Raw genomic sequence first — 23,446 nt, forward strand, 5'->3', positions numbered from 1 at the left:
GATCATGCCATCTCGAGGCGGGCTCGGCGGGGTGAAAGCGCGTACTCGCACGGCGATGGATTCACCGCAGCGCGAGCTTCTCCCGAGCTTCGGCGGCGAAGTCCTCTTCGACCATCAGGTCGTATCGGCTCGCCTCGATGCTCTTGCGGGAGATGAAGTCGCGCCTGCCGCCCGTGCTGTAGTGGGCGACGAAGCCGAGTGCACCGCCCCATAGAGCTCCGAACGCAATGCCGACGAGGATGGGTCCGGCGACGGTGCTTGCCGGAAGGAACACGGCGAGCAGGAGTCCGAACAGCAGGCCTGTCCATACGCCAACGCCTGCGCCTTTGGCGGTCGAGCGCGCCGTCGTCATCCGTCCTTCTACCTGTTCGACGGTGGTGACGCCCTGGCCCACGACCCTCAGGTACTCGACGGCGAAGCCTTCGTCGGAGAGATGGTCGATCGCGCGTTCCACTGCGTCGTATGTGCGATAGCTCTCGAGAAGCGTCTCCGAATCGAAGTTGTATCCCGAAGTGGGTGCGTAGATCTCTGTCATGCGCAGCTCCTGAAATCTGAAAAATTGGCAAAACGATACGCTCAGCGTAGCGTATCGTTTCGTAGTGTTTGATTTCGGGGGGTCATCTTCCGCAGACTCGATGCACTGGCGGGGAACACTCGCCCTAGAAGGGATGGACATGGTTGTCGATGCCGACGTGGAACCCGCGTCCGTATCGCCGCGACGTTCCGCCAAGTCGCGTGCCGGGACGGACGCGAGGATTCTGGGCGCGGTACTCGCGATCCTGCGCGAGCACGGACCGAACCGGGTCACCGTGGAGTCCGTCGCAGCGTTGTCCGGTGTCGCGAAGACCACCATCTATCGCCGGTACGCCAACCGCGACGAACTACTGGATGCCGCACTCGATTCGCAGTCCGCGGCGCCGCGCATACCCGACGGACTCTGCGTGTACGACCGGGTGAAGTGGACCCTCGACCTGCTTCGCGTGGCTCTCTCGAGCGACATCGGTATGGGTAGCGTCAGCGCGGTCCTCACCGACGCGGACCCGGATCTGACCGAATCGTTCCGCGACATCATCAACAGTCGCAGCCAAGTCGCGGCCGAAGTGCTCCGCGCCGCTGTCGATGCAGGTGCGCTCCGAGCGGACCTCGACATCGACACCGCTGTGTCCACACTCGTCGGTTCGTACCTCGGTGCATACCTGCGGCATGGACGGGTCGACGAGACCTGGGCCGACGACGTGGTGCACATGGTGTGCCCGGGGCTCGAACCCGGTAATGCCGCCGACTGACGTCGGCACGCCACGGCAGTGTGTCGTGGCGGTCGTCGGATCTCTGAATCTGGACCTTACGGCACTCGTGAGTCGTGCCCCGGACGATGGGGAGACAGTGCTCGGCCGGAGTCTGTCGACCTATCCCGGCGGGAAGGGCGCCAACCAGGCGATCGGTGCCGCACGGCTCGCCGCGACCGCGATCGTCGGGGCGGTGGGCAACGACGATGCGGCAGACGTCCTGCGCGCCGCACAGCGATCCGCGGGCGTCGATACGTCGCACCTGACCGCACTCGACGCCGCGACGGGTCGCGCGATCGTCGTTCTCGCCGAGGACGGGAGCAACCGGATCATCGTGATCGCAGGAGCGAACGGTCTCCTGGACCCCGCGCATGTCACCGAGGCGCTGGACGACCTTGATCCGGCGGTTGTCCTCACCCAGCTCGAGTTGCCACCGTCGGTGACTCGCGCGGCGGCGCTCTGGGCGCGAGATCGTGCGCGCAGGTTCGTGTTCAATCCCAGCCCGACGGCCCCGGTCGAACCGGAGATCCTTCGGGCAGCAGACCCGTTGGTCGTCAATGAGCACGAGGCTGCGCACTACGCGCAACAAGCCCCGGGCACCCACATCGACGTCATCGTCGAGCGATTGCTGGGCATGGCCCCCTCCGTTGTGGTGACACGAGGAGGCGACGACGTGGTGATCGGCACGGCGGACGGCGTCGAACACATTCCGGTACCGGATGTCGACGTGGTCGACACGACCGGTGCAGGCGACCATTTCGCAGGCACGCTCGCGGCTCTGCTCGGCACCGGGGTGCCGTTGCGCGAGGCTGCGATGCGGGCGGCCACCGCCGCGGCACACCTCGTGGGGTTGCGCCGGGAGGAGCGCTGACGAGCGCTGACGGGCGGTTACGGCGGCAGCAGTTCGCCCTTGCTGCTGCGTAGCCACCGTCCGGGGAGCTTTCCTGCAAGATCGCCGAGTGGCCCGACCGCGCTGCGGAGCAATTCCACAGTTTCCTGCAGGGTGTCGACACTCTCGTTCATCCGGACGATGCCCGGCGTGAGACTCGCGAGGGTCTCGGACAGCGACACGATCTGATCGAGGGGGCCACCTTCGGCGAGCAGGCGTTCGAGGGCGCCACGCTCGGACAGCAGTACGTCGAGCGTGCCGCCTTCGGCGAGTGCGCGTTCCATGACCCCGCCGGGGCGGAGCGCCGTATCGACCAGGCCGCCGGGCGCGGTGAGGCGCTCGACCGCGCCGTCCTGCGCCAGTAGTCGTTCGAGCGGGCCGTCGGGCGCGGTGATGCGGTCGAGGAGCCCGCCCTCTGACAGGAGCCGGTCGAGGGCTCCGTCGTCGGCGAGAACCCGGTCGAGTGGGCCACCAGGAACCGTGATCCGGTCGAGTGCGCCTCCCGGTTCGAGGAGTCGTTCGAGTGGACCGCCGGGGGCGGTGAGCCGATCCACCGGACCGCCGGTCGCGAGGAGCCGGTCGAGTGGCCCACCGGGGCGCAGGGCCTGCCCGAGCCCTCGATCGTCTGCGGTCAACCGTGACACCTGCTGCAGCAACCCGAGCGAGCCCCGACTATCGCTCAGACCGACCGCGCCGAGAGCCGAATAGGTCGTCGGCGACACCGCGACACGTATGGTGCCGATGACCGTTTCGGCGACGAGAAGAGCGGAATCTGCCGCGGCCAGGCCGACTCGCAACGGTGCCGAGAGCACGGACCCCAAATTCATGAATTCACTGTAACCGGAGACACACAGAAATCGGCCCCGCGATCAGTGCAGAACTTTCAGCCCCACGACGCACACGACGATCCCGGCGATCAACAGGATCTTCACGACGGACGCGGTCTCGGTACCGCTGACCATCGCGTACCCCACGGTCAATGCCGCGCCGATACCGACCCATATCGCATAGGACGTGCCGATCGGGAGAGTGCGCATGGCGTAGGCCAGGCCGGCCATGCTCAGCGTCAGCGCAACGAGGAAGACGATGCTGGGAGCCAGCCGGGTGAATCCCGCCGACTTTCCCAGAGCGGTGGCCCACACGGCCTCGAGGACACCGGACAACACAAGGACGATCCATGCCATGATGACAACTCCTGCACCGTCTTGTCGCTGGCCGGGTACGGTGCGCTCGTCCGGGAGACCGAGATGCGGTCACCATCGCTCCAGGCTAGGAACGACGGCCGACGGCGGCAAGAGGCCGGTGGGCTATCTCACCGCATCCGTTCCCAGGAAGCTCACAGCGAACGCCCAGCGGGACTCCAGGGGCGGGCGCGACAATCGTCGGCGTGACCGATAAATCCGAAGCCCGCATTCTGGTCGTCGACGACGAGCCGACGATCGTCGAACTCCTGTCGGTGAGCCTGAAGTTCCAGGGGTTCGAGGTCGAGACGGCTGCGAGTGGTGCCGAAGGTCTCGACCGGGCCCGCCGCTTCCGTCCGGATGCGATGATTCTCGACGTCATGATGCCCGGCATGGACGGGTTCGGGATGCTGCGGCGCCTGCGCGCGGACGGCATCGACGCCCCGGTCCTCTTCCTCACCGCGAAGGATGCCGTCGAGGACAAAGTCTCCGGGCTGACACTCGGCGCCGACGATTACGTGACCAAGCCGTTCAGCCTCGAAGAGGTCATCGCACGGTTGCGCACGATTCTCCGGCGTGCGGGGAAAGTGTCGGAGTCCGAGCGCTCGGGGCGCGTCAGGTTCGCCGACATCGAACTCGACGACGACACCCACGAGGTGTTCAAGGCCGGGCAGCCGGTCTCGCTGTCTCCCACCGAGTTCACACTTCTGCGCTATTTCGTGGTCAACGCAGGCACGGTGCTGAGCAAGCCACGGATCCTGGAACACGTGTGGAACTACGACTTCGGGGGAGAGGTGGGGGTGGTGGAGTCGTACGTGTCGTACCTGCGGCGCAAAGTCGACACCGGTGACGTTCCCCTGATTCACACCCTGCGGGGCGTGGGTTACGTGATGCGTGAGCCCAGGGCGTGAACTCGCGTTCGCTCCTGCGACTGCATGCTGTTCCGTTGCGGCTGAAGCTGGTTGCGGCACTGGTCCTGCTCGCGGGACTGGGGTTGCTGGCATCGGGCTTTGCTGTCACCTCGGCGTTCGAGACGTCGATGATCTCCCGCGTCGACCGGGATCTGCATGATGCCGGGCAGACCTGGGCGAAGCCGCTGGGGTTACTTCCTCCACCGCGGCAGGCTGCGGACCCGGGACGTCCGCCGAGTCCGTTCTACGTGTATCTCACCGACGCCGACGGCGATGTTCGGCTGCTGATCAACGACCAGTCCGAGTCTCCCGACCTGCCTCCGGTACCCGAAGCGGGACTGCGCACGGTGGGCTCCACCGACGGGTCGGGTGTCGAGTGGAGGGTCCTGACGACCGATGATCGGGACGGCGGCACCACCACGGTCGCATTGACCTTGTCGGAGACCGAGGACCTCGTCGACCGACTCGTCGTTCTGCAACTCGTGATCGGCGGAGTCGTGCTCGTTCTTCTCGGCATCGCCGGATATTTCGCAATCCGGCACAGTCTGCGCCCGCTACAGGAGGTCGAGCGTACGGCGGCTGCGATCGCGGCCGGCGACCTGAACGAGCGCGTCCCTGAAACGGATCCGAGGACCGAGGTGGGCGGGCTCTCCGTCGCGCTCAACACGATGCTCTCCAGGATTCAGGAGGCATTCACCGCGACCGCCGCGTCGGAGGAGTCCGCTCGCCGGTCGGAAGACCGGATGCGCCGCTTCGTCGCCGACGCGAGCCATGAACTGCGCACGCCCCTCACCACGATCCGCGGATTCGCGGAGCTCTACAAGCAGGGTGCGAGCGACGACACCGACATGGTGATGACGCGCATCGAAAGCGAATCCCGCCGTATGGGCGTCCTCGTCGAAGACCTGCTGATGCTGGCACGGCTCGACGCGCAACGACCGCTCGAACGCAAGCCCGTGGATCTGCTCGCGATCGCTGCCGACGCCGTGCACGGGGCGAGGGTCGTCGCGCCGGACCGCAGCATCGACCTCGAGGTCCTGGACGGGCCCGGCACACCGGAGGTACTGGGCGACGATGTCCGGTTGCGCCAGGTCCTCGGGAACCTCGTGACCAACGCTTTGACCCACACGCCGGCCGACGCAGCGGTGACGGTCCGGGTTGGTACGGTCGGCGCCGATGCCGTGCTCGAGGTTTCCGACACCGGGCCCGGACTGTCGGAAATCGACAGGGAGCGCGTGTTCGAGCGTTTCTATCGCACCGACAGTTCTCGTTCACGCACCGGCGGCACCGGGGGCGGCAGTGGTCTGGGACTGTCCATCGTCGCCGCGCTGGTCGCCGCGCACGGCGGGACGGTCGACGTCGACAGCATCCCCGGCCGGGGGGCGACGTTCCGCGTGCGAATGCCACGCCTGCACCCGGAGTGAGACCCCGACCTGCTCTACACTGCGTTTCGCATCATGCCGATTCGGTAGGGCAGGTAGGGAGCCAGATGGGGATCGCGGATTTCGTGTCGAAGGCCGCCCACAACGCGTGGTCGATGTTCGTGGCGGACGGTGTCGCAGAGCCGCACCGGACGCCGTCGGTCGTGGTCGGCGACGGTCTCCACCGCACACTGCGACGCTTCGGTCCCGAGGACGGCGGCGACCCCGTGCTGCTCGTGACGCCGCTCGCGGCGTCGCCGACCTGCTTCGACCTGATGCCCGAGCAGAGTCTCGCCGCGCACCTCGTCGGGCTCGGTCGCAGCGTCTTCCTCATCGAGTACGGGGAGATCACCGACGACGATCGCGACCTAGGACTCGAATTCTGGATCGACGACGTGCTCCCCGAGGCGATTCATCGTGTTGCGGAACTGTCGGGCGGACGCAACGTCGATCTCGTCGCGTGGAGCATCGCGGGAAGCCTTGCGCTGTTGACTGCCGCGGCCCACCCGGAATTACCGGTCCGCTCGATCACCACGTTCGGGACACCCATCGACTACGAGAAGATTCCGCTGATGGTCCTTCCCCGGCTGGCGGGTAGGTATCTCGCCGAACCGGCGCTCGATGTCGCCGACCATCTGTTCGGCGGGATTCCTGCACCGCTGGTGCGGATTGCCTACCGCGTCACCGCGCTCGAGCGCGAGGTGAGGAGGCCGTGGTTCGTCGCGGCCAACATCGCCGACCGCGACAAGCTCGCGCGTATGGAACGCGTCGACCGGTTCCAGAACGAGATCGAGGGCTACGCGGGTCGGGCATTCCGTCAGCTCGCGGTGAAGGTGACCGTGGGCAACGAACTGACGACGGGACGACTCGAGCTCGGCGGTCGCGTCGTCGAACTCGCCGATGTCGACGTGCCGGTGCTGGCGTTCGGTGGCACCGACGACGTTCTCGCTCCGATCCCGTCGGTCGAGCCGGTCACGTCTGTTCTCACCGGATCGCCGAGAGTACGGTGCGTTCGTGTTCCGGGTACCCACCTCGGGATTCTCGCGGGAACGACGGCCCCCGCCACGTCGTGGGTGGAACTGGCCGCGTTTCTGGACAACCCTCTCGGCGGCGATCCGGACGGCGCGGGAGCGGCGCCCGTGGCCACCGGTGAGTCGGTGTCGACAGCGTCGCAACCCCGGGCGCACTGAGGCACACCCTCAGTCGGGGACGTGTTCTCCGTGCCCCTGTTCACGCAGTGCTGCCCGGATCCTGTCGCGGGCCCGGTCGAGCGACTCGGCCGACGGATCCTTCTCGGCCTGCGAGAAATCGAAGTCGCCGAGCGTGTGCGCGGGGAAGACGTGCAGGTGCAGGTGGGGGACCTCGAGACCGGCGATCACCAGACCGACGCGCGGCGCTTCGTACGCTGCGCACACTGCGCGTCCGACGATCCGGGCGACACGGTTGACCTTGTCCGAGAGGTCGTCGTCGATCTCCTGCCAGTGATCCACTTCCTGTCGCGGAACGACGAGGACGTGCCCCTCGGTCAGCGGATTGATGGTGAGGAACGAGACGACATCGTCGTCCTCCCACACGAAACGGCCGGGTAGGTCACCGGAAATGATCATGCTGAACACGGAAGCCATACCGGCACAATAGGCCGATCACAGCTGCTCGGCGACATCGGCCGCAGCGAGTGAGAGGACAAGCAGGGGGACGACCTTCGCAGGTGGGATGTGATAGCGGTTACGGGACTGCTGTTCGACGATGTGTGCGGCCGACAGTGTTCGCAGATGGTGGTAGAGACGGCCGGGTGACGACAGAGCCGTCGCCTCCTGCAATTCGCTTGCAGTGGCGGGGCCTCGCAGCAGGGTCCGCACGATCGCGAGGCGGGCAGGATTGCCGAGCGCATCGAGGACTCCCGCAATTGCAGAGCCATTCAACCCGAGGGTGGCGGCAGCGTCGTATTCGACGGTCCACGACACGTTGCCGTACAACGACACCGTGCCCTGGTAGCCGATGCTGCCCGCCGTCCCGGGGGATGCGGTGCGGGCACTCTCGTCGGCACGGGCACCCTCATCGGCACTGGCACCCTCGTCGGCGCTGGGGCTCTCGTCGGATCCTGTGCTGCCTTCGAGAAGCCGGACGCGACGTTCGAGGTCGGCGATCCTGTCCTCGTAGTTGCCGGTCGGGCGGTCGTTCACACAGCGCACCGTATCCGATCGAGCAGCGCGGGCTCCGACATCGCGGCGAACATGAGTCCCTGGTGCGCGAAGCTCGTCTGCGCAGCCGAATAATCGGCCTCCGACATGTTCGACGTCAGGATCACCGCGGTGGAGACGGTGCCGTCGGGCAGCCTCGTACTCATGGCCTCGGTGAGGATGCCGGGAAGGCTGCCGCCCTTGAATCCGAGACCCTCGGTGCCGGGAGGCGCCGGCTGCCATTCCAGGTGACCGCGGGCGATGTCTGTTCCGCTCCCGAACGACCCGTCGGCGATCGCCCGATGGATGCTCGCGAGTTGCTCTGGAGTACCTGCATTGTCGTCGCGTTGAATCCGGTCCATTTCGCCGTACGGATCGTCGGGCAACACGTCGGGTTGTTGCAGAAGTTCGTGGACCTCGGCGCGGAAGCCCGGGTCGTTCGCGTAGCGCTGAGCGGTGTCCCACAGGTCGGTGCCGGTGTCGTCCGGTGCAACGAACCCGAGTGTATTGCCGAGCAGAGTCGGCGGTTCGAAGTCGTCCCATCCGCCCTGCTCCGCAGCCGTCCTCAGCGCGTCGTCGCCGAGCCGGTCCCGCAGGTACTCGGGTGCCGCGTTGTCGCTCTCCTGGATCATCGCGCTCACCAGGTCGTCGAGGGCGACGGTGCCTTCCGGGGTGACACCGAGGCGTTGCATGGCGGCGGGGTGTGCGCCGCCATCCGTGTCCGGGAGATACCAGCGTTCCCATTCGGCGACAGGGATTTGTTCTGCGGGGTCGAGATTGCCGTCCGCAACGGCTCGCGCGTACGCGGCAAGGTGGACGACCTTGACTGCCGACGCGAGTGGCGCGGGGTCGTCGGCGCGGTGTGCGACGACGTTCCCGCGTCCGTCGTCGATGACGAGGCCGACCGAGTCGGGGTGTTCGGCGAGGTAGCCGATCCAGCCTTCGGGGCTCGTCACGTCTGCGGCGGGTGGCGGGCCGCAATCGGCGGCCGCTGAGGTTGCGGTGCCGGTTGCGGTGGCGTCGTCGGGTGGTGAATCGGTGCACCCCGTGAGTGTCAGGGCGGTCGTGACGGCAAGTGCAGCGAGGACCTTCGTCGACATCGGTACTCCGTAAGTTCGGAAGTTCGGAATTACGAATTTACGATAGGCGTGGCGCAGACATGTGTCCAGCCCGCCGACCGGGTCGGTCGTATCGTCACCCTCATGGACGAGCCCGGATCTGCACGTGTCGGTACGCAACATGCGCTGATCGCCGAGCTTGTCACCGAGGTCCTGGCTCCGCTGCCCGCGGACCGCCGGACGGTCGTCGGACTGTGCGGGCCGCCCGGCTCCGGCAAGAGCCGCGCGGCGGGACTGCTCGTCGGTGCGCTCACCCGCGCCGGAATCGAGACGGGGTCGGCGCCGATGGACGGCTTCCATCTGTCGAACGCCCAGCTCGATGCCCGCGGCGCCCGTGAACGTAAGGGGGCACCCGACACGTTCGACGTGGCGGGATTCCGCGAACTGCTCCAGCGCGTGCGAGTGCGTCGGGACGAGACCGTCTACGCCCCCGACTTCTCGCGCAGACTCGACGACCCGGTCGCGGCGGTGCATGCCATCGAACGGTCTGCCCGAGTCGTGGTCACCGAAGGGAACTACCTGTTGTTCGACGCCGGTGGCTGGCAGGAAATCCGTCCACTTCTGGATCTCGTGATCTACCTGGACGTGCCGGCGGAGACACTGACTCCGCGCCTCGTTCGTCGGCATCGCGTAGGTGGTCGTGCACGATCACAGGCCCGCGACTGGGTTCGCGACGTCGATCTGCCCAACGCCACCGCCGTCGCTCGCACCCGTGGCCGTGCCGATCTCGTGTGGAGCCCCGTCCCGTAGTCTGTCGTGCGTGCGCGTACTCGTTATCGGCTCCGGTGCCCGTGAACATGCTCTCGCCCTGGCTCTGTCCCGCGACCCGGGTGTGACGGCCGTCCTGGCTGCTCCGGGCAATGCCGGCATCGCCGAGGTGGCCGAGCAGTATGCGGTCGATGCCTCGTCCGCCGATCAGGTTGTCGCGCTCGCAAAGGACAAGCAGGTCGACCTCGTCGTGATCGGACCCGAGGTCCCGCTCGTTCTGGGTGTCGCCGAGGCCGTGCGCGAGGCAGGCATCCCCTGCTTCGGCCCGTCTGCCGACGCCGCTCGTATCGAGGGGTCGAAGGCTTTCGCGAAGGACGTCATGGCCGCAGCAGGTGTGCGTACCGCACGCAGTGAGGTCGTCGATTCGCCAGCGATCATCGACGAGGCGCTCGACCGGTTCGGCCCTACCTGGGTGGTCAAGGACGATGGACTCGCCGCGGGCAAGGGTGTGGTGGTCACCACCGACCGGGACGCCGCCCGTGATCACGCGGCGGAGATCATCGAGAACGGACACCCCGTGCTGCTCGAGTCGTTCCTCGACGGACCGGAGGTGTCCCTGTTCTGCCTGGTCGACGGCGAGACCGTGGTGCCGTTGCTGCCCGCGCAGGATCACAAGCGGGTCGGCGACGGTGACGTCGGCCCCAACACCGGCGGCATGGGTGCGTACACGCCGCTTCCGTGGCTGCCCGAAGGCGCTGTCACTCGGATCGTCGACGAAGTCGTGAAACCGGTTGCTGCCGAACTCGTGCGTCGGGGTTGTGGCTTCTCCGGCCTGCTCTATGCGGGTCTGGCCATGGGCCAGGAGGGTCCCGCGGTCGTCGAGTTCAACTGCCGTTTCGGCGATCCCGAGACGCAGGCGGTGCTTGCGCTGCTCGAGTCCCCGCTCGGCGAGGTGCTCGGCGCGGTGGCGAACCGCACGCTCGCGCAGTTGCCCCCGCTGCAGTGGCGCGACGGTGCTGCGGTGACGGTCGTGCTGGCTGCGGAGCACTACCCGGCGAGCCCGCGCACCGGCGACGTGATCGGTGGCGCAGACAGCGACAAGGTCCTTCACGCAGGCACCAAGCGCGGCGACGACGGAGCGCTCCTGTCGGCGGGCGGTCGGGTGCTGAGCGTCGTGGGGGTCGGCGACGATCTAGAGGCTGCGCGTGCGGACGCGTACGCGATCTTGGATGACATCAAGCTCCCGGGCGGCCATTTCCGCACGGATATCGGTCTTGCCGCGGTCGAGGGGCGCATCGCGCTCTGACTTGTTCCCGTGCGGGAAAAACTTGCGCATACTGCATGAATGTTTCACACTCGGTGCATCTTCTGAAGAGGCCAGAGGTGACAAATGGGTTCATGGAAGCGTGTATCGACGCAGGATCCGACTCCGCTCGCGCATCATTGCGTCAGGCTCTACTCGCTGCCGAGCGACATCATTGTCGAGCGTGATGTCCCGATCCGTATGGCCGACGGCACCACATTGCGGGCGAACGTCTTCCGGCCGGAAGGCGCCGAACGCTACCCGGTCCTCGTCTGTGCAACGCCGTACGGCAAGGACGCCGGTGTCGACGACTATCCGGTGAGTTTCGGCGAGCTCGCTCAGTCCGGCAACTTCGTCGGCGAACTCGAACTGAGTGATCACACGGCGTTCGAAGCCCCCGATCCCGGCTACTGGGTGCCGCGCGGATACGCCGTTGTCGTCGCCGACCTGCGCGGCTGTTTCGCCAGCGAGGGGCGCCCGCGGCTGCTGCTCGGCCGGATCGCGGCAGACGCCGCCGATGTCGTCGAATGGGCCGCCGAACAACCGTGGAGCACCGGGAAGGTGGGAATGGCCGGGGCGTCGCATTTGGCGACCTTGCAGTGGTACACTGCGGCGCAACATCCGCCGCATCTCGCCGCTTTCTCCCCGTGGGATGGGATCACCGATCCCTTCCGCGACACGCTCAGCCACGGTGGAATCCCGGAAACGCATTTCAGCAGTTTCTGGTGGCGCGCGACGCAGCGCGGCAGCCGCTCGCCGTCGACGTCGATCCGGAGGATCTCTCCGTGGCTGTGGCGACGATTCCCGGACCGCTGCAGGCACGTCGTAGGCCCGCCGCCCTTCGCAGACATCACTGTGCCCGCTCTGGTGGGAGCGTCGTGGTCCGATCAGGGGCCTCGCACGCGCGGCTCCATCACCGGTTTCTCACAACTGGGATCGCCCGACAAGTGGTTGTACACGCACGGCCGCAAGAGCTGGCAGATGTTCTACGGGGTCGAGGCGCTGGACATTCAACGCCGGTTCTTCGACCGTTTCCTCAAAGGCGAGGACAACGGATTCGACGAGACCCCCCGCGTTCGTCTCGAAACCCGCCACGATCTGCGCACTTACTCCGAACGACATGAATCCCAGTGGCCGATTCCGGACACTCGCTACGTTCCACTTCATCTCGATCACGCCAGCGGTGGCCTGCATTCGGAGATGCCCGCAGAGGAGGCCAGTGTCCGGATGTTCCCCGTCGCAGGCGACGAACTGGTCTTCACCACGACCTTCGACGAGGACACCGAGGTCACCGGTCACGCTGCTCTGCGGTTGTGGGTGGAGGCCAAGGACGCCAAGGACATGGACCTGTTCGTCGCGCTGAAGAAGATCGATCCGGCGGGCGACGAGGTCCGTTTCGAAGGGCACGACGGTTTCGAAGAGGCGGTCGTCGCGCACGGATGGATCCGGGTGTCGCGGCGCGCGCTCGATCCGGAGGCGTCGACCGCATACCGACCGGTGACCGACCCAGCCGCGTACTGGCCGCTGTCGGCAGGACAGATCGTGCCCGTCGACATCGAGATCATGCCGCACAGCACGTTCTTCGAAGCGGGATCCTCGCTCGCGCTGGTTATCACGGGCCACGACTTCGACACACTTCCCGACATCCGGCACAACGACACGATCAACCAGGGATTCCACATCGTGCACGCGGGTGGCCGATTCGATTCGCATCTGTTGCTGCCCGTGGTGGCCGCCGAGGTTTCCACGGACGACGCCACCGGTGTCCCGGCCGCGTCCGCTTCGCTCCACGACCTCCCCATCGCGTGGGGTGCCCTGTTCGGTCGCCAGTACGTCCGGCTCTGAGCGCGAGGGGAGGACGACTACCGTCGACGTCGTGCGCACTGAATCCCGACGCTCCCTTATCGAGACGTTCCACGTCATGGACGTGTGGAAGGCCGCCGCCGAACGGCAGCGCACCCACGGTGACGTGCTGAGCCTGGCTGCAGGGCAGCCGTCGACACCGGCGCCCGTACCGGTGTTGCGGGCCACCCGCCACGCCGTCGACACCGAACTGCTCGGCTACACCGAGACCTTCGGGATCCTCCCGCTGCGCGAAGTGATCGCCGGGTACCACCGCGAGCGGTACGGACTCGATGTCGATGCCGACGACGTCGTGGTCACCACCGGGTCATCGGGTGCATTCACTCTGCTGTTCCTCGCCGCGTTCGACCCCGGCGACACCGTGGTCGTCGCGCGGCCCGGATATCCGGCCTACCGCAACACCCTCGCCGCGCTCGGCTGCAACGTTGTCGAACTCGATTGCGGTCCCGATACCCGCTACCAGCCCACCGTTGCCATGCTCGAAGCGCTCGACACCCCGCCTGCGGGGCTGGTGGTCGCGAGTCCGGCCAACCCGACCGGCACCATGATCGAACCCGACGAACTCGCCGCACTGGCCCGTTGGTGCGACGATCACGGCGCGTTGCTGATCTCCGACGAGATCTACCACGGCATCGAATTCGGCTCCCTGAGTTCAGCGGCGGCCTCGCCTGGGACTTCGACGTCCTGGGCGACGTCGAGGGAGTCGGTCGTCGTCGGGTCGGTGTCGAAGTACTTTTCGATGACGGGCTGGCGACTCGGGTGGATGCTCGTGCCGGATTCGCTGCGGCCTGCCTTGCAGCGCCTGGCGTCGAACATGACGGTCTGCCCGCCGTCCATCTCGCAATTCGCGGCGATCGAGGCGTTCGGCGCCGAAGCGCGTGTCGAACTCGACGGGCACGTTGCCCGGTACGCCGCCAACCGGGAACTGCTGTTGACCGGCCTACCGGATCTCGGGATCACGAAGCTGGCGCCTGCCGACGGCGCGTTCTACGTATACGCCGACATTGCTCATCTGCTGGCCGACGAGACGTCGACCGCGTGGTGTTCCCGGCTGCTGCACGACACGGGTCTGGCGCTCGCGCCCGGCATCGATTTCGACACCGTCCGAGGCGACGAGACGGTACGACTGTCCTTCGCCGGATCGACCGCGGACGTATCGGCGGCGCTGGACCGGCTCGCCGGATGGCTGCCGGTGTCCTGAACGGCGCTGCTACCTGCCCGACGCGATGATCTGCGCGATGTTGCGTTCGGCGAGTGCGGCGATGGTCAGTGACGGATTGACTGTGCCGGTGCTGCCGGGGATCAGGGCACCGTCGACGACGTACAGGCCGGGGTGACCGTGCACCCGGCCGTAGTCGTCCGTCGCGTCGCCCATCACGACACCGCCGAGCGGATGCGCCGTGAACGACGCGTTGACGTCCGCCGCCATCGGCTCGGCGCCGGGTACGGTGCCGCCGGCTGCAGCCATCCTGTCGTGCACGGCCCGCAGTGCGTCGATGCTCGCGCGTTCGCCGCCCGAAGGCCACTTCACCACACCCCGATCGGCGTTCGGGTCGTAGACGACCTCGGCGCGTGTCGGGTCGAGCGTCATGCCGAGGGAGGCGAGCATGCCCACGTCCTTCGCTGTGCCCGCGACGAACCAGTTCTCGAGGCTCAACGGCAGACCCGATTCGTCGACCACGCGAGAGGCCGCAGGCGAGCCCTGATCGCCGCCGAATGCGTCGGTCAGGGCGATCGAGCGCACGAGCACCGCGTCGCCGTTGGTGCCCCAGCCGCGGCCGACGTGCTCGTTGAGGTTGGCGAGCGATCCCGTGTGACGTGCCTTGACGAGCAGTTCCGTGGTGCCGACCGAGCCCGCACCCAGCACGAGCTTGTCGCATGTCAGTGTCGAGGTACTCAGGACGGCACCGGTGGGATCGACAGCCTGCACATCCACCACATAGCGGCCATCGGGTTCCTGGCCGACCGACAGCACCCGGTGGGCGTGGCACACCTGCGCGCGACCGGTTGCTTCCGCCGCCGGAATGTAGTTCTGGGTCAGGTCGAACTTCGCGCCGTTGGAGTTGCCGAGGTTCGTCTCGCCTGCCACCGCCGACCGGCGCACCGACCCCGCGAGTTCGGCGCGGACGATGTCCCAGTCCCAGATGCCGTCGATACGGTGCGGTGTGTAACCGGCTTTGACGGCGTCGTCGTCCCAGCGTCGCGAGTGCGTGAATTCGCGGGCGTGGTAGATGTCGTCGGGCATCGGATCGAGCCGCAGCATCGCCCGTACCTTCGGGTACCACGTCGAGGTCATCTCGTCGTAGCTCAGCCGGCTGCCGAAGACATGCTCGAAGAAGCGTTGTTCGGGGGCGATCATCACGCCGGTGAACACGATCGAGCCGCCACCGACCGCGGCGCCGCGCCACACCGACATGTTCGGGTAGTCGGTCACGTCGAGCACACCCGCGAAGTCGTCGCACACGACGGGAATTCCGGTGGGGCCGGTGAATGAGGTGCGGTGGTAGTAGCCGCGCCCATCGGCGAGCAGATCTGTCGTGAAGATCTCCCGCTGCGGGTCGCGGGGCCAGCGCATGCCGCGTTCGAGCACGGTCACCTGCGATCCGGATTCCGCGAGCCGCAGCGCGGCGACACTCGCCCCGAATCCGGAACCCACCACGATCACGTCCGAATGCGCCGGTGGGGTGGGGGGAGGGGTGAACAGTTCGGGGACGAGGCGACGGTATTCGTCGATACCGAGGGGCAGTGCCGAGGCGACCGGGAGCCCGGAGCCCCCGACACCCACGGACGCCACGGCTGCGCCGAATGCTGATGCCTGTAGGAACCGACGACGTTTCATTTCCGACTTCGCTCCGATCGTGTCGATACGACCGGGGGCGCGACAGCCGAGCCCCCATGCCGGCGGGGCTGATGGTACCGGGCGGTCTCTGGCCCGTTCGCCCCTGGTAGAGGTGGTTGGGCTGTCACGATGACTAGGTGTCGATTGCTGCGACTCCGAAGGGCGAGCGGCGCCGCCAGGCGCTGGTCGAGGCTGCAGCCGATCTCGTACTCGAAGGCGGTATCGACGCGGTCCGGCATCGGTCCGTCGCGACCCGCGCCGGCCTGCCGCTGGCGTCCACGACCTACTACTTCGATTCGCTCGACGACCTCATATGGTGCGCCGTGCACTTCAACAGCGTGCGTGAACTCGACGAGATGGGCGAGTGGGTGCGTGAGGTTCCGCAGTCGTCGCGCACCGTCGGCTCGACCGCTGATCTGATCGTCGACCTGCTCATCGGCCCGCGCGCGATCGGTCAGGCAGACCGGGAACGTCTCATCTCGAGGTACGAACGCTATGTCGCGACCGCACGCCATCCCGAGTTGCGCGACGTGCAGCTGGAGATGCGCGAGCAGCTCGACGAACTGCTCACCGAACTGCTTCACCGCTGCGGCCGCGACGTGCACACGGATCAGCTGCGCCGGCTCGTCGCGGTGGTGGACGGCGCGGTGCTCGGTGGTCTCGGAGAACTCGATCCCGATCCGAGAGCGCTGGCGCGGGGGATCTTGATCGACGTCGTGGACACCGTCGCCCCGCCGGCCGATGGGTGATCACGGGCACGGGTCCGTAAACTGTTGCTCCGTGAGCAACATCCCGAACGTCCTCGCCACCCGGTACGCCAGCCCCGAATTGCGGCAGTTGTGGTCGCCCGAGCAGAAGATCGTGCTCGAGCGCCAGCTGTGGCTCGCAGTGCTGCGTGCGCAGGCCGAGCTCGGGATCGATGTTCCTGCGGAGGCGGTCGCCGATTACGAGCGTGTTCTCGATCAGGTGGACCTCGACTCCATCGCTGCGCGCGAACGGGTCACCCGCCACGACGTGAAGGCCCGTATCGAGGAGTTCAACGCCCTCGCCGGACACGAGCACGTGCACAAGGGCATGACCAGCCGAGACCTGACGGAGAACGTCGAGCAGCTGCAGATCCTGCGGTCGCTCGAGCACGTGCACGCACACGGTGTCGCGGTCGCCGCCCGTCTTGCAGAGCGCGCCGCCGAGTACTCGACGCTCGTTATGGCCGGACGTTCGCACAACGTCGCGGCGCAGGCCACCACTCTGGGCAAGCGGTTCGCGTCGGCGGCCGATGAACTCCTCATCGCTCTGCAGCGCGTACGCGAACTGATCGATCGGTACCCGCTGCGCGGTATCAAGGGCCCGATGGGAACGGCCCAGGACATGCTCGATCTGCTCGGTGGCGACGCAGGCAAGCTCGAACAGCTCGAAGCGAAGGTCGCGGAGCACCTCGGCTTCTCACATGTGCTGACGAGCGTCGGCCAGGTGTATCCGCGTTCGCTCGACCACGATGTGCTCTCTGCGCTCGTGCAGGTCGGTGCGGGTCCGTCGTCCTTTGCACACACCGTCCGTCTCATGGCCGGACACGAACTGGTCACCGAGGGATTCCAGCCCGGACAGGTCGGATCGTCGGCCATGCCGCACAAGATGAACACCCGTTCGTGCGAACGAGTCAACGGGCTGCAGGTCGTCCTGCGTGGTTATGCCTCGATGGCGGCAGAGTTGGCCGGTGCCCAGTGGAACGAAGGTGACGTGTTCTGCTCGGTCGTGCGCCGAGTCGCGCTGCCGGATGCGTTCTTCGCGATCGACGGGCAGATGGAGACCTTCCTGACGGTGCTCGCCGAGTTCGGTGCATACCCGGCGGTCATCGAGAAGGAACTCGTCCGGTACCTGCCCTTCCTTGCGACCACCAAGGTGCTCATGGCTGCGGTGCGTGCAGGTGTGGGGCGAGAGACCGCGCACGAGGCCATCAAGGAGCACGCTGTTGCCGTGGCCCTGGCGATGCGTGAGCAGGGCCGCGAACCCGATCTGCTCGATCGACTCGCAGCCGACGAGCGGCTTCCGCTCGACCGTGCGGGACTCGATGCCGCCCTCGCCGACCGATCGGTGTTCGTCGGCGCAGCCGAGGAGCAGACCGCGCGTGTGGTCGGTGCCGTGGAGGTTTTGGTAACGCAATACCCGGAGGCGGCGACGTATTTGCCGGCTCCGATCCTGTAGATACAGGAGACGGCTACCAGGGGAGAGTTCGATGGGGGTAGCTGCACACAACAGGGGAGACGACAGTGTCGGAGAAGGTGGGAACCAACGGTCGGGTCAGGGACGCAGTGCGCACACGCACGGCGCTCCTCGATGCCGCGCTCGAGGTGTTCCTCAGGGACGGTTATGCCGAAGCGGCGACCGAAGAGATCGTGGCTGTCGCGGGCGTGACCAGAGGCGCGCTCTATCACCACTTCGCGAACAAGCGTGAGCTGTTCCGGGGCGTGATCGAGCGCCTTCAGAAGGAGGCCGAGGAAACCCTCGTGCCGAACGAGCCGTACGACGATCAGTGGGAGGCGTTCACCGCTGCCGTGCTCGCGTCCCTCGACGCGGTCTACGACCAGGCGACCCGCCGTCTGCTGCTGATCGAGGCGCCGGCAGTTCTCGGGTGGGCCGAGGTACGTGAGACCCACCGCAGTTCGTCGTTGCGCAGCATCGAACTGATGCTGGAATCGCTCCATCCGGAGGGCCCGGAGAAGTCGATTCGCGAATCGGTGCTTGCTCACCTGATCGTCGCTGCCGTCGAGGAAGCAATGCTCTACCTCGCGCACAGTGACGAGCCGCAGCGCGACCGCGCTGTCGTGGAAGCCGAATTGCTGAGGGTGCTCAGCGCTGCCCGACGGCCGGCCGTGGGTTCGTAGCCTCCTAGTGAGATCCTTACCTACGTGAACGACTGCATCTTCTGCGCGATCGTGGCCGGAACCGCACCCGCGAGCGTGGTCCTCGACGAACCCGACGTACTCGCGTTCATGGATATCCGGCCCTTCACACCGGGTCACCTGCTGGTGGTGCCGAAGCGTCACGCATCCGGTCTGAAGCAGCTCGATCCGGACGACGGAGCGGCGGTGTTCGCGGCGGGGCAGCGGATCGCCACAGCGCTGCGGGCGAGTTCTCTCCCGATCGACGGCGTGAACCTTCTCCTGGCCGACGGCGTGGCCGCGGGCCAGGAGGTGTTCCACGTGCACTTGCACGTCGTGCCGCGCACCGGAGGCGACGGTTTCGGGGTCCGCGCCCGGTCGCAGTCACCCAACCGGACAGTGCTCGACGGCACCGCAGATGCGATCAGGTCCGCCCTGACCGTGCCCGAGGAGTAACGCCGTGACGTATGTGCAACCGATCGCGCCGATCGGCGAGTCGATCGCGTGGTCAGCTCTTGTCGCGGTCCTCCCGCTCCTGACGATGCTCGTGATGCTGGCGGTGTTCCGCGTCAAGTCCTATCTCGCTGCGGCGGTCGCGGTCGTCGTAGCCGTCGCGGTCGCTGCGATCGTCTACAGGATGCCGCTGGTCTCGGCGGTCAGCTCCGGCCTGGAGGGCGCCGCGTTCGGCGTGTTCCCGATCATGTGGACTGTCGTCAGCGCCGTGTTCGTCTACCGGCTGACTGTCGAGACCGGTCATTTCGACGTGCTGACCCGGGCATTCGCGCGAATCTCCCCGGACCAACGCATCCTGACGATCGTGATCGCATTCCTGTTCGGCGCGCTCCTCGAAGCCGTCGCCGGTTTCGGAACACCGATCGTCGTCGCCACCGTCGTTCTCATCGGCGCGGGGCTCAAACCGGTCAGGGCGGCGGCCGCAGCATTGATAGCGAATGCTGTGGGGACACCTCTCGGCGTCATGGGCACCCCGATCCTCACCATGTCGAAGGTGTCCGAAATCCCGATCGAGGAGATCGGACCCGTCGTGGCGACGCAGGTCTGCTTGATGGCAGCGATCGTTCCCTTGGTGCTCGTCGCGGTCGTCGGGGGCGCCGCAGGGGTTCGGCAGACGTGGCCGGCGGCGATTGCTGTCGGTATCGCATTCGCGTCCGCACAGTTCGTGTGCGCAACCTACTTGGTGGTCGGACTGAGCAACATTGCGGGGGCTGCCGCAGGTCTGGTGGCGTTGCTTGTCGTGTTGCGATTCTGGTCGCCCACCGGGCAGGCGTCTGCCGCGCCGCAGCACGAACCCGACAGCACCCGCCGCGTGATCGAAGCGTTCGCGCCGTACGCCCTGATCGTCGTCGTGTTCCTGATCAGCCGCATCGAACCGGTCGCATCGGTGTTGTCGCGCGCGACATTCTCGTTCACGTGGCCGGGGCTCGACGTGCAGACTGCGGCGGGCGGAGTGCCCGCCGCCGAGATGTTCACGCTGAACCTGCTGACCGCACCGGGCACGATCGTGTTCGTCGCGGCGTTGTTGTCGATCGCGTTGCTCCGTGTCGAGGCCGGGGACGCCCTGCGCTGTTTCGTTGCCGCTGTGTTGCAGTTGCGGTGGTCGTTCGCGACAGTGACGTCCGTCGTCGCGTTGGCATATGTGATGAACCTGTCGGGACAGACAGCGACGATCGGTCAGTTCCTCGCCGGTGCGGGGGCTGCATTCGCACTGCTGTCACCGGTTCTCGGGTGGCTCGGTGTCGTCGTGACGGGTTCCAACACGGCGTCCAATGCGATGTTCGGAAGCCTGCAGGTGTCGGCGGCGCAGCAGGCCGGACTGGACCCTACCGTTCTCGTGGCGGGAAACATGACCGGTGGAACGGCCGGAACCCCGATCGCGTTGCAGAACCTTGCGCTGGTCTCGTCGGTGGAGGGCTTGGCAGGCAGGGACGGGGTGCTGCTGCGCCGACTGCTTCCCGTGAGCCTCGCTGCGCTCGCCGTGTATTCGGTGGTGGTCTGGTTGCAGACCACCTCGGTGTTGTCCGCGATGGTGACCTAGATTCGTTGCACCGTTCGGCCCGGAGTTCCACTACGGTGATCTTGTGCCAGTACCGCAGCCGATCATCACGCCCCTGACCGAGGCGGCGATCTTCCTTGTCGTCACGGTGGACGAGGGAGGTGAGCCGGTCGTCCGGGATCTGCTCGGCGACCTTGCGGGACTGCGTCGATCCGTCGGTTTCCGGATCCCGGAAGGCGGGCTCTCGGTAGTTGCCGGCATCGGGTCGAAGTTGTGGGACCGATTGTTCTCCGGTTCCCGCCCCACCGAACTGCACGAGTTCGTCCCGTTGAACGGCGAGACACACCACGCACCGGCGACGCCGGGAGACCTCCTGTTCCACCTCCGGGCATCGACGATGGACCTGTGTTTCGAGCTCGCCGGGAAGATCAACGATCGGCTCCGCGGCGTTGCCACCGTGGTCGACGAAACCCACGGATTTCGTTACTTCGACCGCCGCGACCTCCTCGGGTTCGTCGACGGAACCGAAAACCCCGAGGATGACGAGGCGATCGGTGCAACACTGGTCACGGACGACCCCGGTTTCGCCGGCGGCAGCTATGTCATCGTGCAGAAGTATCTGCACGATCTCGCGGCCTGGAATGCGTTGCCGGTCGAAGAGCAAGAACGCGTGATCGGACGTACCAAGCTCGACGACATGGAACTCGACGACGACGTCAAACCAGCGAACTCACATGTCGCGCTCAATACGATCGTCGACGACAACGGCGACGAACGCCAGATCCTCCGGGCCAACATGCCTTTCGGGAATTTCGGAGCCGACGAATTCGGCACGTACTTCATCGGATACTCCGGCACTCCCGATGTGACCGAACGAATGCTGCGCAACATGTTCCTCGGCGATCCGCCCGGAAACCACGACCGGATACTGGATTTCTCCACGGCCGTCACAGGCACGCTCTTCTTCTGCCCGGCCATGGAGTTCCTCGACGACCTACCTCCGGCGCCGCCGGAACGGCCGGTCGTACCCGAACCGAACGCACCGACCGCCGGAGACGGATCCCTCGGAATCGGCCCTCTCAGAAGGAGTTCAACGCTGTGAACAATCTCTATCGAGAACTTGCCCCCATCACGGACGCCGCGTGGGCCGAGATCGAGGAGGAAGCGTCCCGCACGTTCAAGCGGCATGTGGCGGGTCGTACTGTCGTCGACTTCTCCGGCCCGCACGGCACCGATTTCGCGGCGGTCGGTCTCGGCCGCACCCGCGAGATCGACGCTCCTGCCGACGGCGTGCGTGCACGACAGCACCGGGTGGCGCCCGTCGTCGAACTGCGGGTGCCGTTCACGCTCTCGCGGGAAGAGCTCGACAATGTCGAGCGCGGCGCTCACGATGTCGACCTCGACGCGGTGAAGGAGGCTGCCAAGAAGATCGCGTTCGCGGAAGACCGCGCGATCTTCGAGGGCTATGCTGCCGCGGGAATCGAAGGCATTCGTGCCGCGTCGACGAATGCTCCATTGCATCTGCCCGACGATCCGCGCGACATTCCGGAGACCATCAGTCTCGCGTTGTCGGAGCTGCGCCTGGCCGGTGTCGGTGGCCCGTACTCGGTGTTGCTGAGTGCGGATGCGTTCACGAAGGTCAGCGAGACGTCCGACCACGGCTACCCGATCCGCGAACAGATCCGTCGCCTGATCGACGGCGACCTCATCTGGGCGCCGGCGATCGACGGGGCATTCGTGGTGACGACCCGTGGCGGCGACTACGACTTGCAGGTCGGGCAGGATCTGTCGATCGGGTATCTGTCGCATGATGCCGACAGCGTGCAGTTGTACTTCCAGGAGACCCTGACGTTCCTCGTGTACACGGGCGAGGCCTCGGTCGCGCTGCTCTCGCAGCCCTGACCTCGCAGCCCTGACCTCGCAGCCCTGACCTCGCCTAGCGCTGACCCTGTTGCTGCTTCTGGGCGGCGGTGTTGACGCGGGCGAGGACTCGGTGCAGTTCCTCGAGTTCGGATATCTCCACGCCGAGCGCGTCGACGACCTGATTCGGGACGGATTCGGCGGCGATCCGCAGATCGCGGCCGGCATCGGTCAGATCGACGACCAGTCGCCGCTCGTCGACCGAGCTACGGGTGCGGGTGATCAGACCGAGCGTCTCGAGTCGCTTGAGTAGCGGCGACAGTGTGGGGGAGTCGAGCTGCAGGAGCGCGCCGATGTCCTTGACGGCGAGTGGTGCCCGCTCCCACAACGCCAGCATGACGAGGTACTGCGGGTGCGTCAGTCCGAGCGGCTCGAGGATCGGCCGATACACGGCGAGCACCGCACGGTTCGCCACCGACAGGGCAAAACACACCTGACGCTCGAGGGCGAGGGGGTCGTCGCCGGACGAGATCTGCGAAGCGGGGATGTCGACGCTCATGAGATCACCGTACCGAACCAGTCGTGCGCCAATGGATCGTGGGCGATTTGGTTCGTTTCCGATCCGGTGCATGGACGTCGGGCCGGAGAGTGGACCTGACGCACCACGGCAGACTGGCCCGCGCGGCGCTATCTTCCCGCAGGTACCCCTGTTCGAGAAGGCAGGCGCGCTGCTTCACTCCATCGCTCGAAACCCCGCTCTCGTCGATGGCAATAAGCGGACGGCCTGGGCGGCAACATGGCTGTTCCTCGGTTACAACGGTATCCCTCTACGCGGCGGCTTCGACGTCGATTCTGCCGAGGCGCTGATGAACGACACTGCCACCGGCGCTCGCGACGTCGCCTCGATCGCCGCAGCTCTCGTGACGTTCGTGGCCTGACGGCCGCGTATGCCCGATTGCAGGGCGCGGACCGGAATTCGCTGCCGGTCGATCAGACC

At 66.6% G+C, this 23,446-nt stretch carries 25 protein-coding genes and 1 riboswitch; of the genes, 17 read left to right on the forward strand and 8 right to left on the reverse strand.

Annotated features, from left to right (window positions below; translation table 11 throughout):
- Positions 1-61: 61 nt before the first annotated feature.
- Positions 62-535, reverse strand: coding sequence for a general stress protein (locus ACTDXD_RS14825; protein ID WP_440123089.1), 474 nt, complete (start codon positions 533-535; stop codon positions 62-64).
- A gap of 139 nt (positions 536-674) precedes the next feature.
- Between ACTDXD_RS14825 and ACTDXD_RS14830 the strand changes: the two genes are divergently transcribed.
- On the forward strand, positions 675-1,286 hold the full coding sequence (locus ACTDXD_RS14830; protein ID WP_440123090.1) for a TetR/AcrR family transcriptional regulator: 612 nt from the start codon (positions 675-677) through the stop codon (positions 1,284-1,286).
- Positions 1,287-1,353: 67 nt separating this feature from the next.
- Positions 1,354-2,157, forward strand: coding sequence for a ribokinase (locus ACTDXD_RS14835; RefSeq protein ID WP_440123091.1), 804 nt, complete (start codon positions 1,354-1,356; stop codon positions 2,155-2,157).
- Positions 2,158-2,174: 17 nt separating this feature from the next.
- On the opposite strand, the gene ACTDXD_RS14840 is transcribed toward ACTDXD_RS14835, so the two are convergent.
- Both ACTDXD_RS14840 and ACTDXD_RS14845 read right to left on the reverse strand, forming a co-directional pair.
- Entirely contained in the window at positions 2,175-3,002 is an 828-nt protein-coding gene (locus ACTDXD_RS14840) for an ABC transporter (RefSeq protein ID WP_440123092.1), read from the reverse strand.
- Positions 3,003-3,044: 42 nt separating this feature from the next.
- Positions 3,045-3,359 (reverse strand): DMT family transporter, encoded by a 315-nt coding sequence (locus ACTDXD_RS14845; protein ID WP_440123093.1) that lies wholly within the window; start codon positions 3,357-3,359, stop codon positions 3,045-3,047.
- Between the two features lie 10 nt (positions 3,360-3,369).
- Positions 3,370-3,435, reverse strand: a riboswitch (guanidine-III (ykkC-III) riboswitch).
- 127 nt (positions 3,436-3,562) lie between these two features.
- On the opposite strand from ACTDXD_RS14845, the gene ACTDXD_RS14850 reads away from it, so the two are divergent.
- The 3 genes from ACTDXD_RS14850 to ACTDXD_RS14860 all read left to right on the forward strand — a co-directional run bounded on the left by ACTDXD_RS14850 (position 3,563) and on the right by ACTDXD_RS14860 (position 6,878).
- Positions 3,563-4,267, forward strand: coding sequence for a response regulator transcription factor (locus tag ACTDXD_RS14850; RefSeq protein WP_440123094.1), 705 nt, complete (start codon positions 3,563-3,565; stop codon positions 4,265-4,267).
- A complete protein-coding gene (locus tag ACTDXD_RS14855) occupies positions 4,264-5,691 on the forward strand; it encodes a sensor histidine kinase (RefSeq protein ID WP_440123095.1) in 1,428 nt (475 codons plus the stop codon). The genes ACTDXD_RS14850 and ACTDXD_RS14855 overlap by 4 nt, the downstream gene beginning before the upstream one ends.
- Before the next feature lie 65 nt (positions 5,692-5,756).
- Entirely contained in the window at positions 5,757-6,878 is a 1,122-nt protein-coding gene (locus ACTDXD_RS14860) for an alpha/beta fold hydrolase (protein ID WP_440123096.1), read from the forward strand.
- Positions 6,879-6,887: 9 nt separating this feature from the next.
- On the opposite strand, the gene ACTDXD_RS14865 is transcribed toward ACTDXD_RS14860, so the two are convergent.
- From ACTDXD_RS14865 to ACTDXD_RS14875, 3 genes are read right to left on the reverse strand one after another with little or no spacing between them, the layout of a single operon-like run.
- Complete coding sequence (locus ACTDXD_RS14865) at positions 6,888-7,313, reverse strand: HIT family protein (RefSeq protein ID WP_440123097.1); 426 nt, start codon at positions 7,311-7,313, stop codon at positions 6,888-6,890.
- Positions 7,314-7,331: 18 nt separating this feature from the next.
- Positions 7,332-7,871, reverse strand: a complete 540-nt coding sequence (locus tag ACTDXD_RS14870) for an ArsR/SmtB family transcription factor (protein ID WP_440123098.1) — start codon at positions 7,869-7,871, stop codon at positions 7,332-7,334.
- On the reverse strand, positions 7,868-8,968 hold the full coding sequence (locus ACTDXD_RS14875; RefSeq protein WP_440123099.1) for a serine hydrolase: 1,101 nt from the start codon (positions 8,966-8,968) through the stop codon (positions 7,868-7,870). Before ACTDXD_RS14875 ends, ACTDXD_RS14870 begins: the two co-directional genes overlap by 4 nt.
- Positions 8,969-9,016: 48 nt before the next feature.
- Here ACTDXD_RS14875 and ACTDXD_RS14880 point away from each other — a divergent pair, with 48 nt between their 5' ends.
- From ACTDXD_RS14880 to ACTDXD_RS14895, 4 genes are all read left to right on the forward strand, one after another.
- A complete protein-coding gene (locus tag ACTDXD_RS14880) occupies positions 9,017-9,736 on the forward strand; it encodes a nucleoside/nucleotide kinase family protein (protein WP_440123100.1) in 720 nt (239 codons plus the stop codon).
- A gap of 10 nt (positions 9,737-9,746) precedes the next feature.
- Positions 9,747-11,000, forward strand: coding sequence for a phosphoribosylamine--glycine ligase (gene purD / locus ACTDXD_RS14885; RefSeq protein WP_440123101.1), 1,254 nt, complete (start codon positions 9,747-9,749; stop codon positions 10,998-11,000).
- 84 nt (positions 11,001-11,084) lie between these two features.
- Positions 11,085-12,842, forward strand: a complete 1,758-nt coding sequence (locus ACTDXD_RS14890) for a CocE/NonD family hydrolase (RefSeq protein ID WP_440123102.1) — start codon at positions 11,085-11,087, stop codon at positions 12,840-12,842.
- Between the two features lie 31 nt (positions 12,843-12,873).
- On the forward strand, positions 12,874-14,061 hold the full coding sequence (locus ACTDXD_RS14895; protein WP_440123103.1) for a pyridoxal phosphate-dependent aminotransferase: 1,188 nt from the start codon (positions 12,874-12,876) through the stop codon (positions 14,059-14,061).
- Positions 14,062-14,070: 9 nt separating this feature from the next.
- Here the strand turns inward: ACTDXD_RS14895 and ACTDXD_RS14900 are convergent, their stop codons facing one another.
- Positions 14,071-15,699: a GMC oxidoreductase gene (locus ACTDXD_RS14900; RefSeq protein ID WP_440123104.1), complete on the reverse strand. Its 1,629-nt coding sequence runs from the start codon at positions 15,697-15,699 to the stop codon at positions 14,071-14,073.
- Between the two features lie 137 nt (positions 15,700-15,836).
- On the opposite strand from ACTDXD_RS14900, the gene ACTDXD_RS14905 reads away from it, so the two are divergent.
- From ACTDXD_RS14905 to ACTDXD_RS14935, 7 genes are all read left to right on the forward strand, one after another.
- Entirely contained in the window at positions 15,837-16,448 is a 612-nt protein-coding gene (locus tag ACTDXD_RS14905) for a TetR/AcrR family transcriptional regulator (protein WP_440123105.1), read from the forward strand.
- Between the two features lie 31 nt (positions 16,449-16,479).
- Positions 16,480-17,901: an adenylosuccinate lyase gene (gene purB / locus ACTDXD_RS14910; protein WP_440123106.1), complete on the forward strand. Its 1,422-nt coding sequence runs from the start codon at positions 16,480-16,482 to the stop codon at positions 17,899-17,901.
- 65 nt (positions 17,902-17,966) lie between these two features.
- Positions 17,967-18,581, forward strand: coding sequence for a TetR/AcrR family transcriptional regulator (locus ACTDXD_RS14915; protein ID WP_440123107.1), 615 nt, complete (start codon positions 17,967-17,969; stop codon positions 18,579-18,581).
- A 24-nt stretch (positions 18,582-18,605) separates the two neighbouring features.
- Entirely contained in the window at positions 18,606-19,034 is a 429-nt protein-coding gene (locus ACTDXD_RS14920; RefSeq protein ID WP_440123108.1) for an HIT family protein, read from the forward strand.
- A 4-nt stretch (positions 19,035-19,038) separates the two neighbouring features.
- Entirely contained in the window at positions 19,039-20,631 is a 1,593-nt protein-coding gene (locus ACTDXD_RS14925; RefSeq protein ID WP_440123109.1) for an L-lactate permease, read from the forward strand.
- A 43-nt stretch (positions 20,632-20,674) separates the two neighbouring features.
- A complete protein-coding gene (locus ACTDXD_RS14930; protein ID WP_440123110.1) occupies positions 20,675-21,691 on the forward strand; it encodes a Dyp-type peroxidase in 1,017 nt (338 codons plus the stop codon).
- Complete coding sequence (locus ACTDXD_RS14935; protein ID WP_440123111.1) at positions 21,688-22,491, forward strand: family 1 encapsulin nanocompartment shell protein; 804 nt, start codon at positions 21,688-21,690, stop codon at positions 22,489-22,491. The genes ACTDXD_RS14930 and ACTDXD_RS14935 overlap by 4 nt, the downstream gene beginning before the upstream one ends.
- 34 nt (positions 22,492-22,525) lie before the next feature.
- On the opposite strand, the gene ACTDXD_RS14940 is transcribed toward ACTDXD_RS14935, so the two are convergent.
- Complete coding sequence (locus ACTDXD_RS14940) at positions 22,526-23,008, reverse strand: MarR family winged helix-turn-helix transcriptional regulator (protein WP_440123112.1); 483 nt, start codon at positions 23,006-23,008, stop codon at positions 22,526-22,528.
- A 70-nt stretch (positions 23,009-23,078) separates the two neighbouring features.
- Between ACTDXD_RS14940 and ACTDXD_RS14945 the strand changes: the two genes are divergently transcribed.
- Positions 23,079-23,387: a type II toxin-antitoxin system death-on-curing family toxin gene (locus ACTDXD_RS14945; protein WP_440123113.1), complete on the forward strand. Its 309-nt coding sequence runs from the start codon at positions 23,079-23,081 to the stop codon at positions 23,385-23,387.
- Positions 23,388-23,446: the final 59 nt, after the last annotated feature.

Source organism: Rhodococcus sp. SJ-3, assembly GCF_051918125.1.
Classification (GTDB): domain Bacteria; phylum Actinomycetota; class Actinomycetes; order Mycobacteriales; family Mycobacteriaceae; genus Rhodococcus.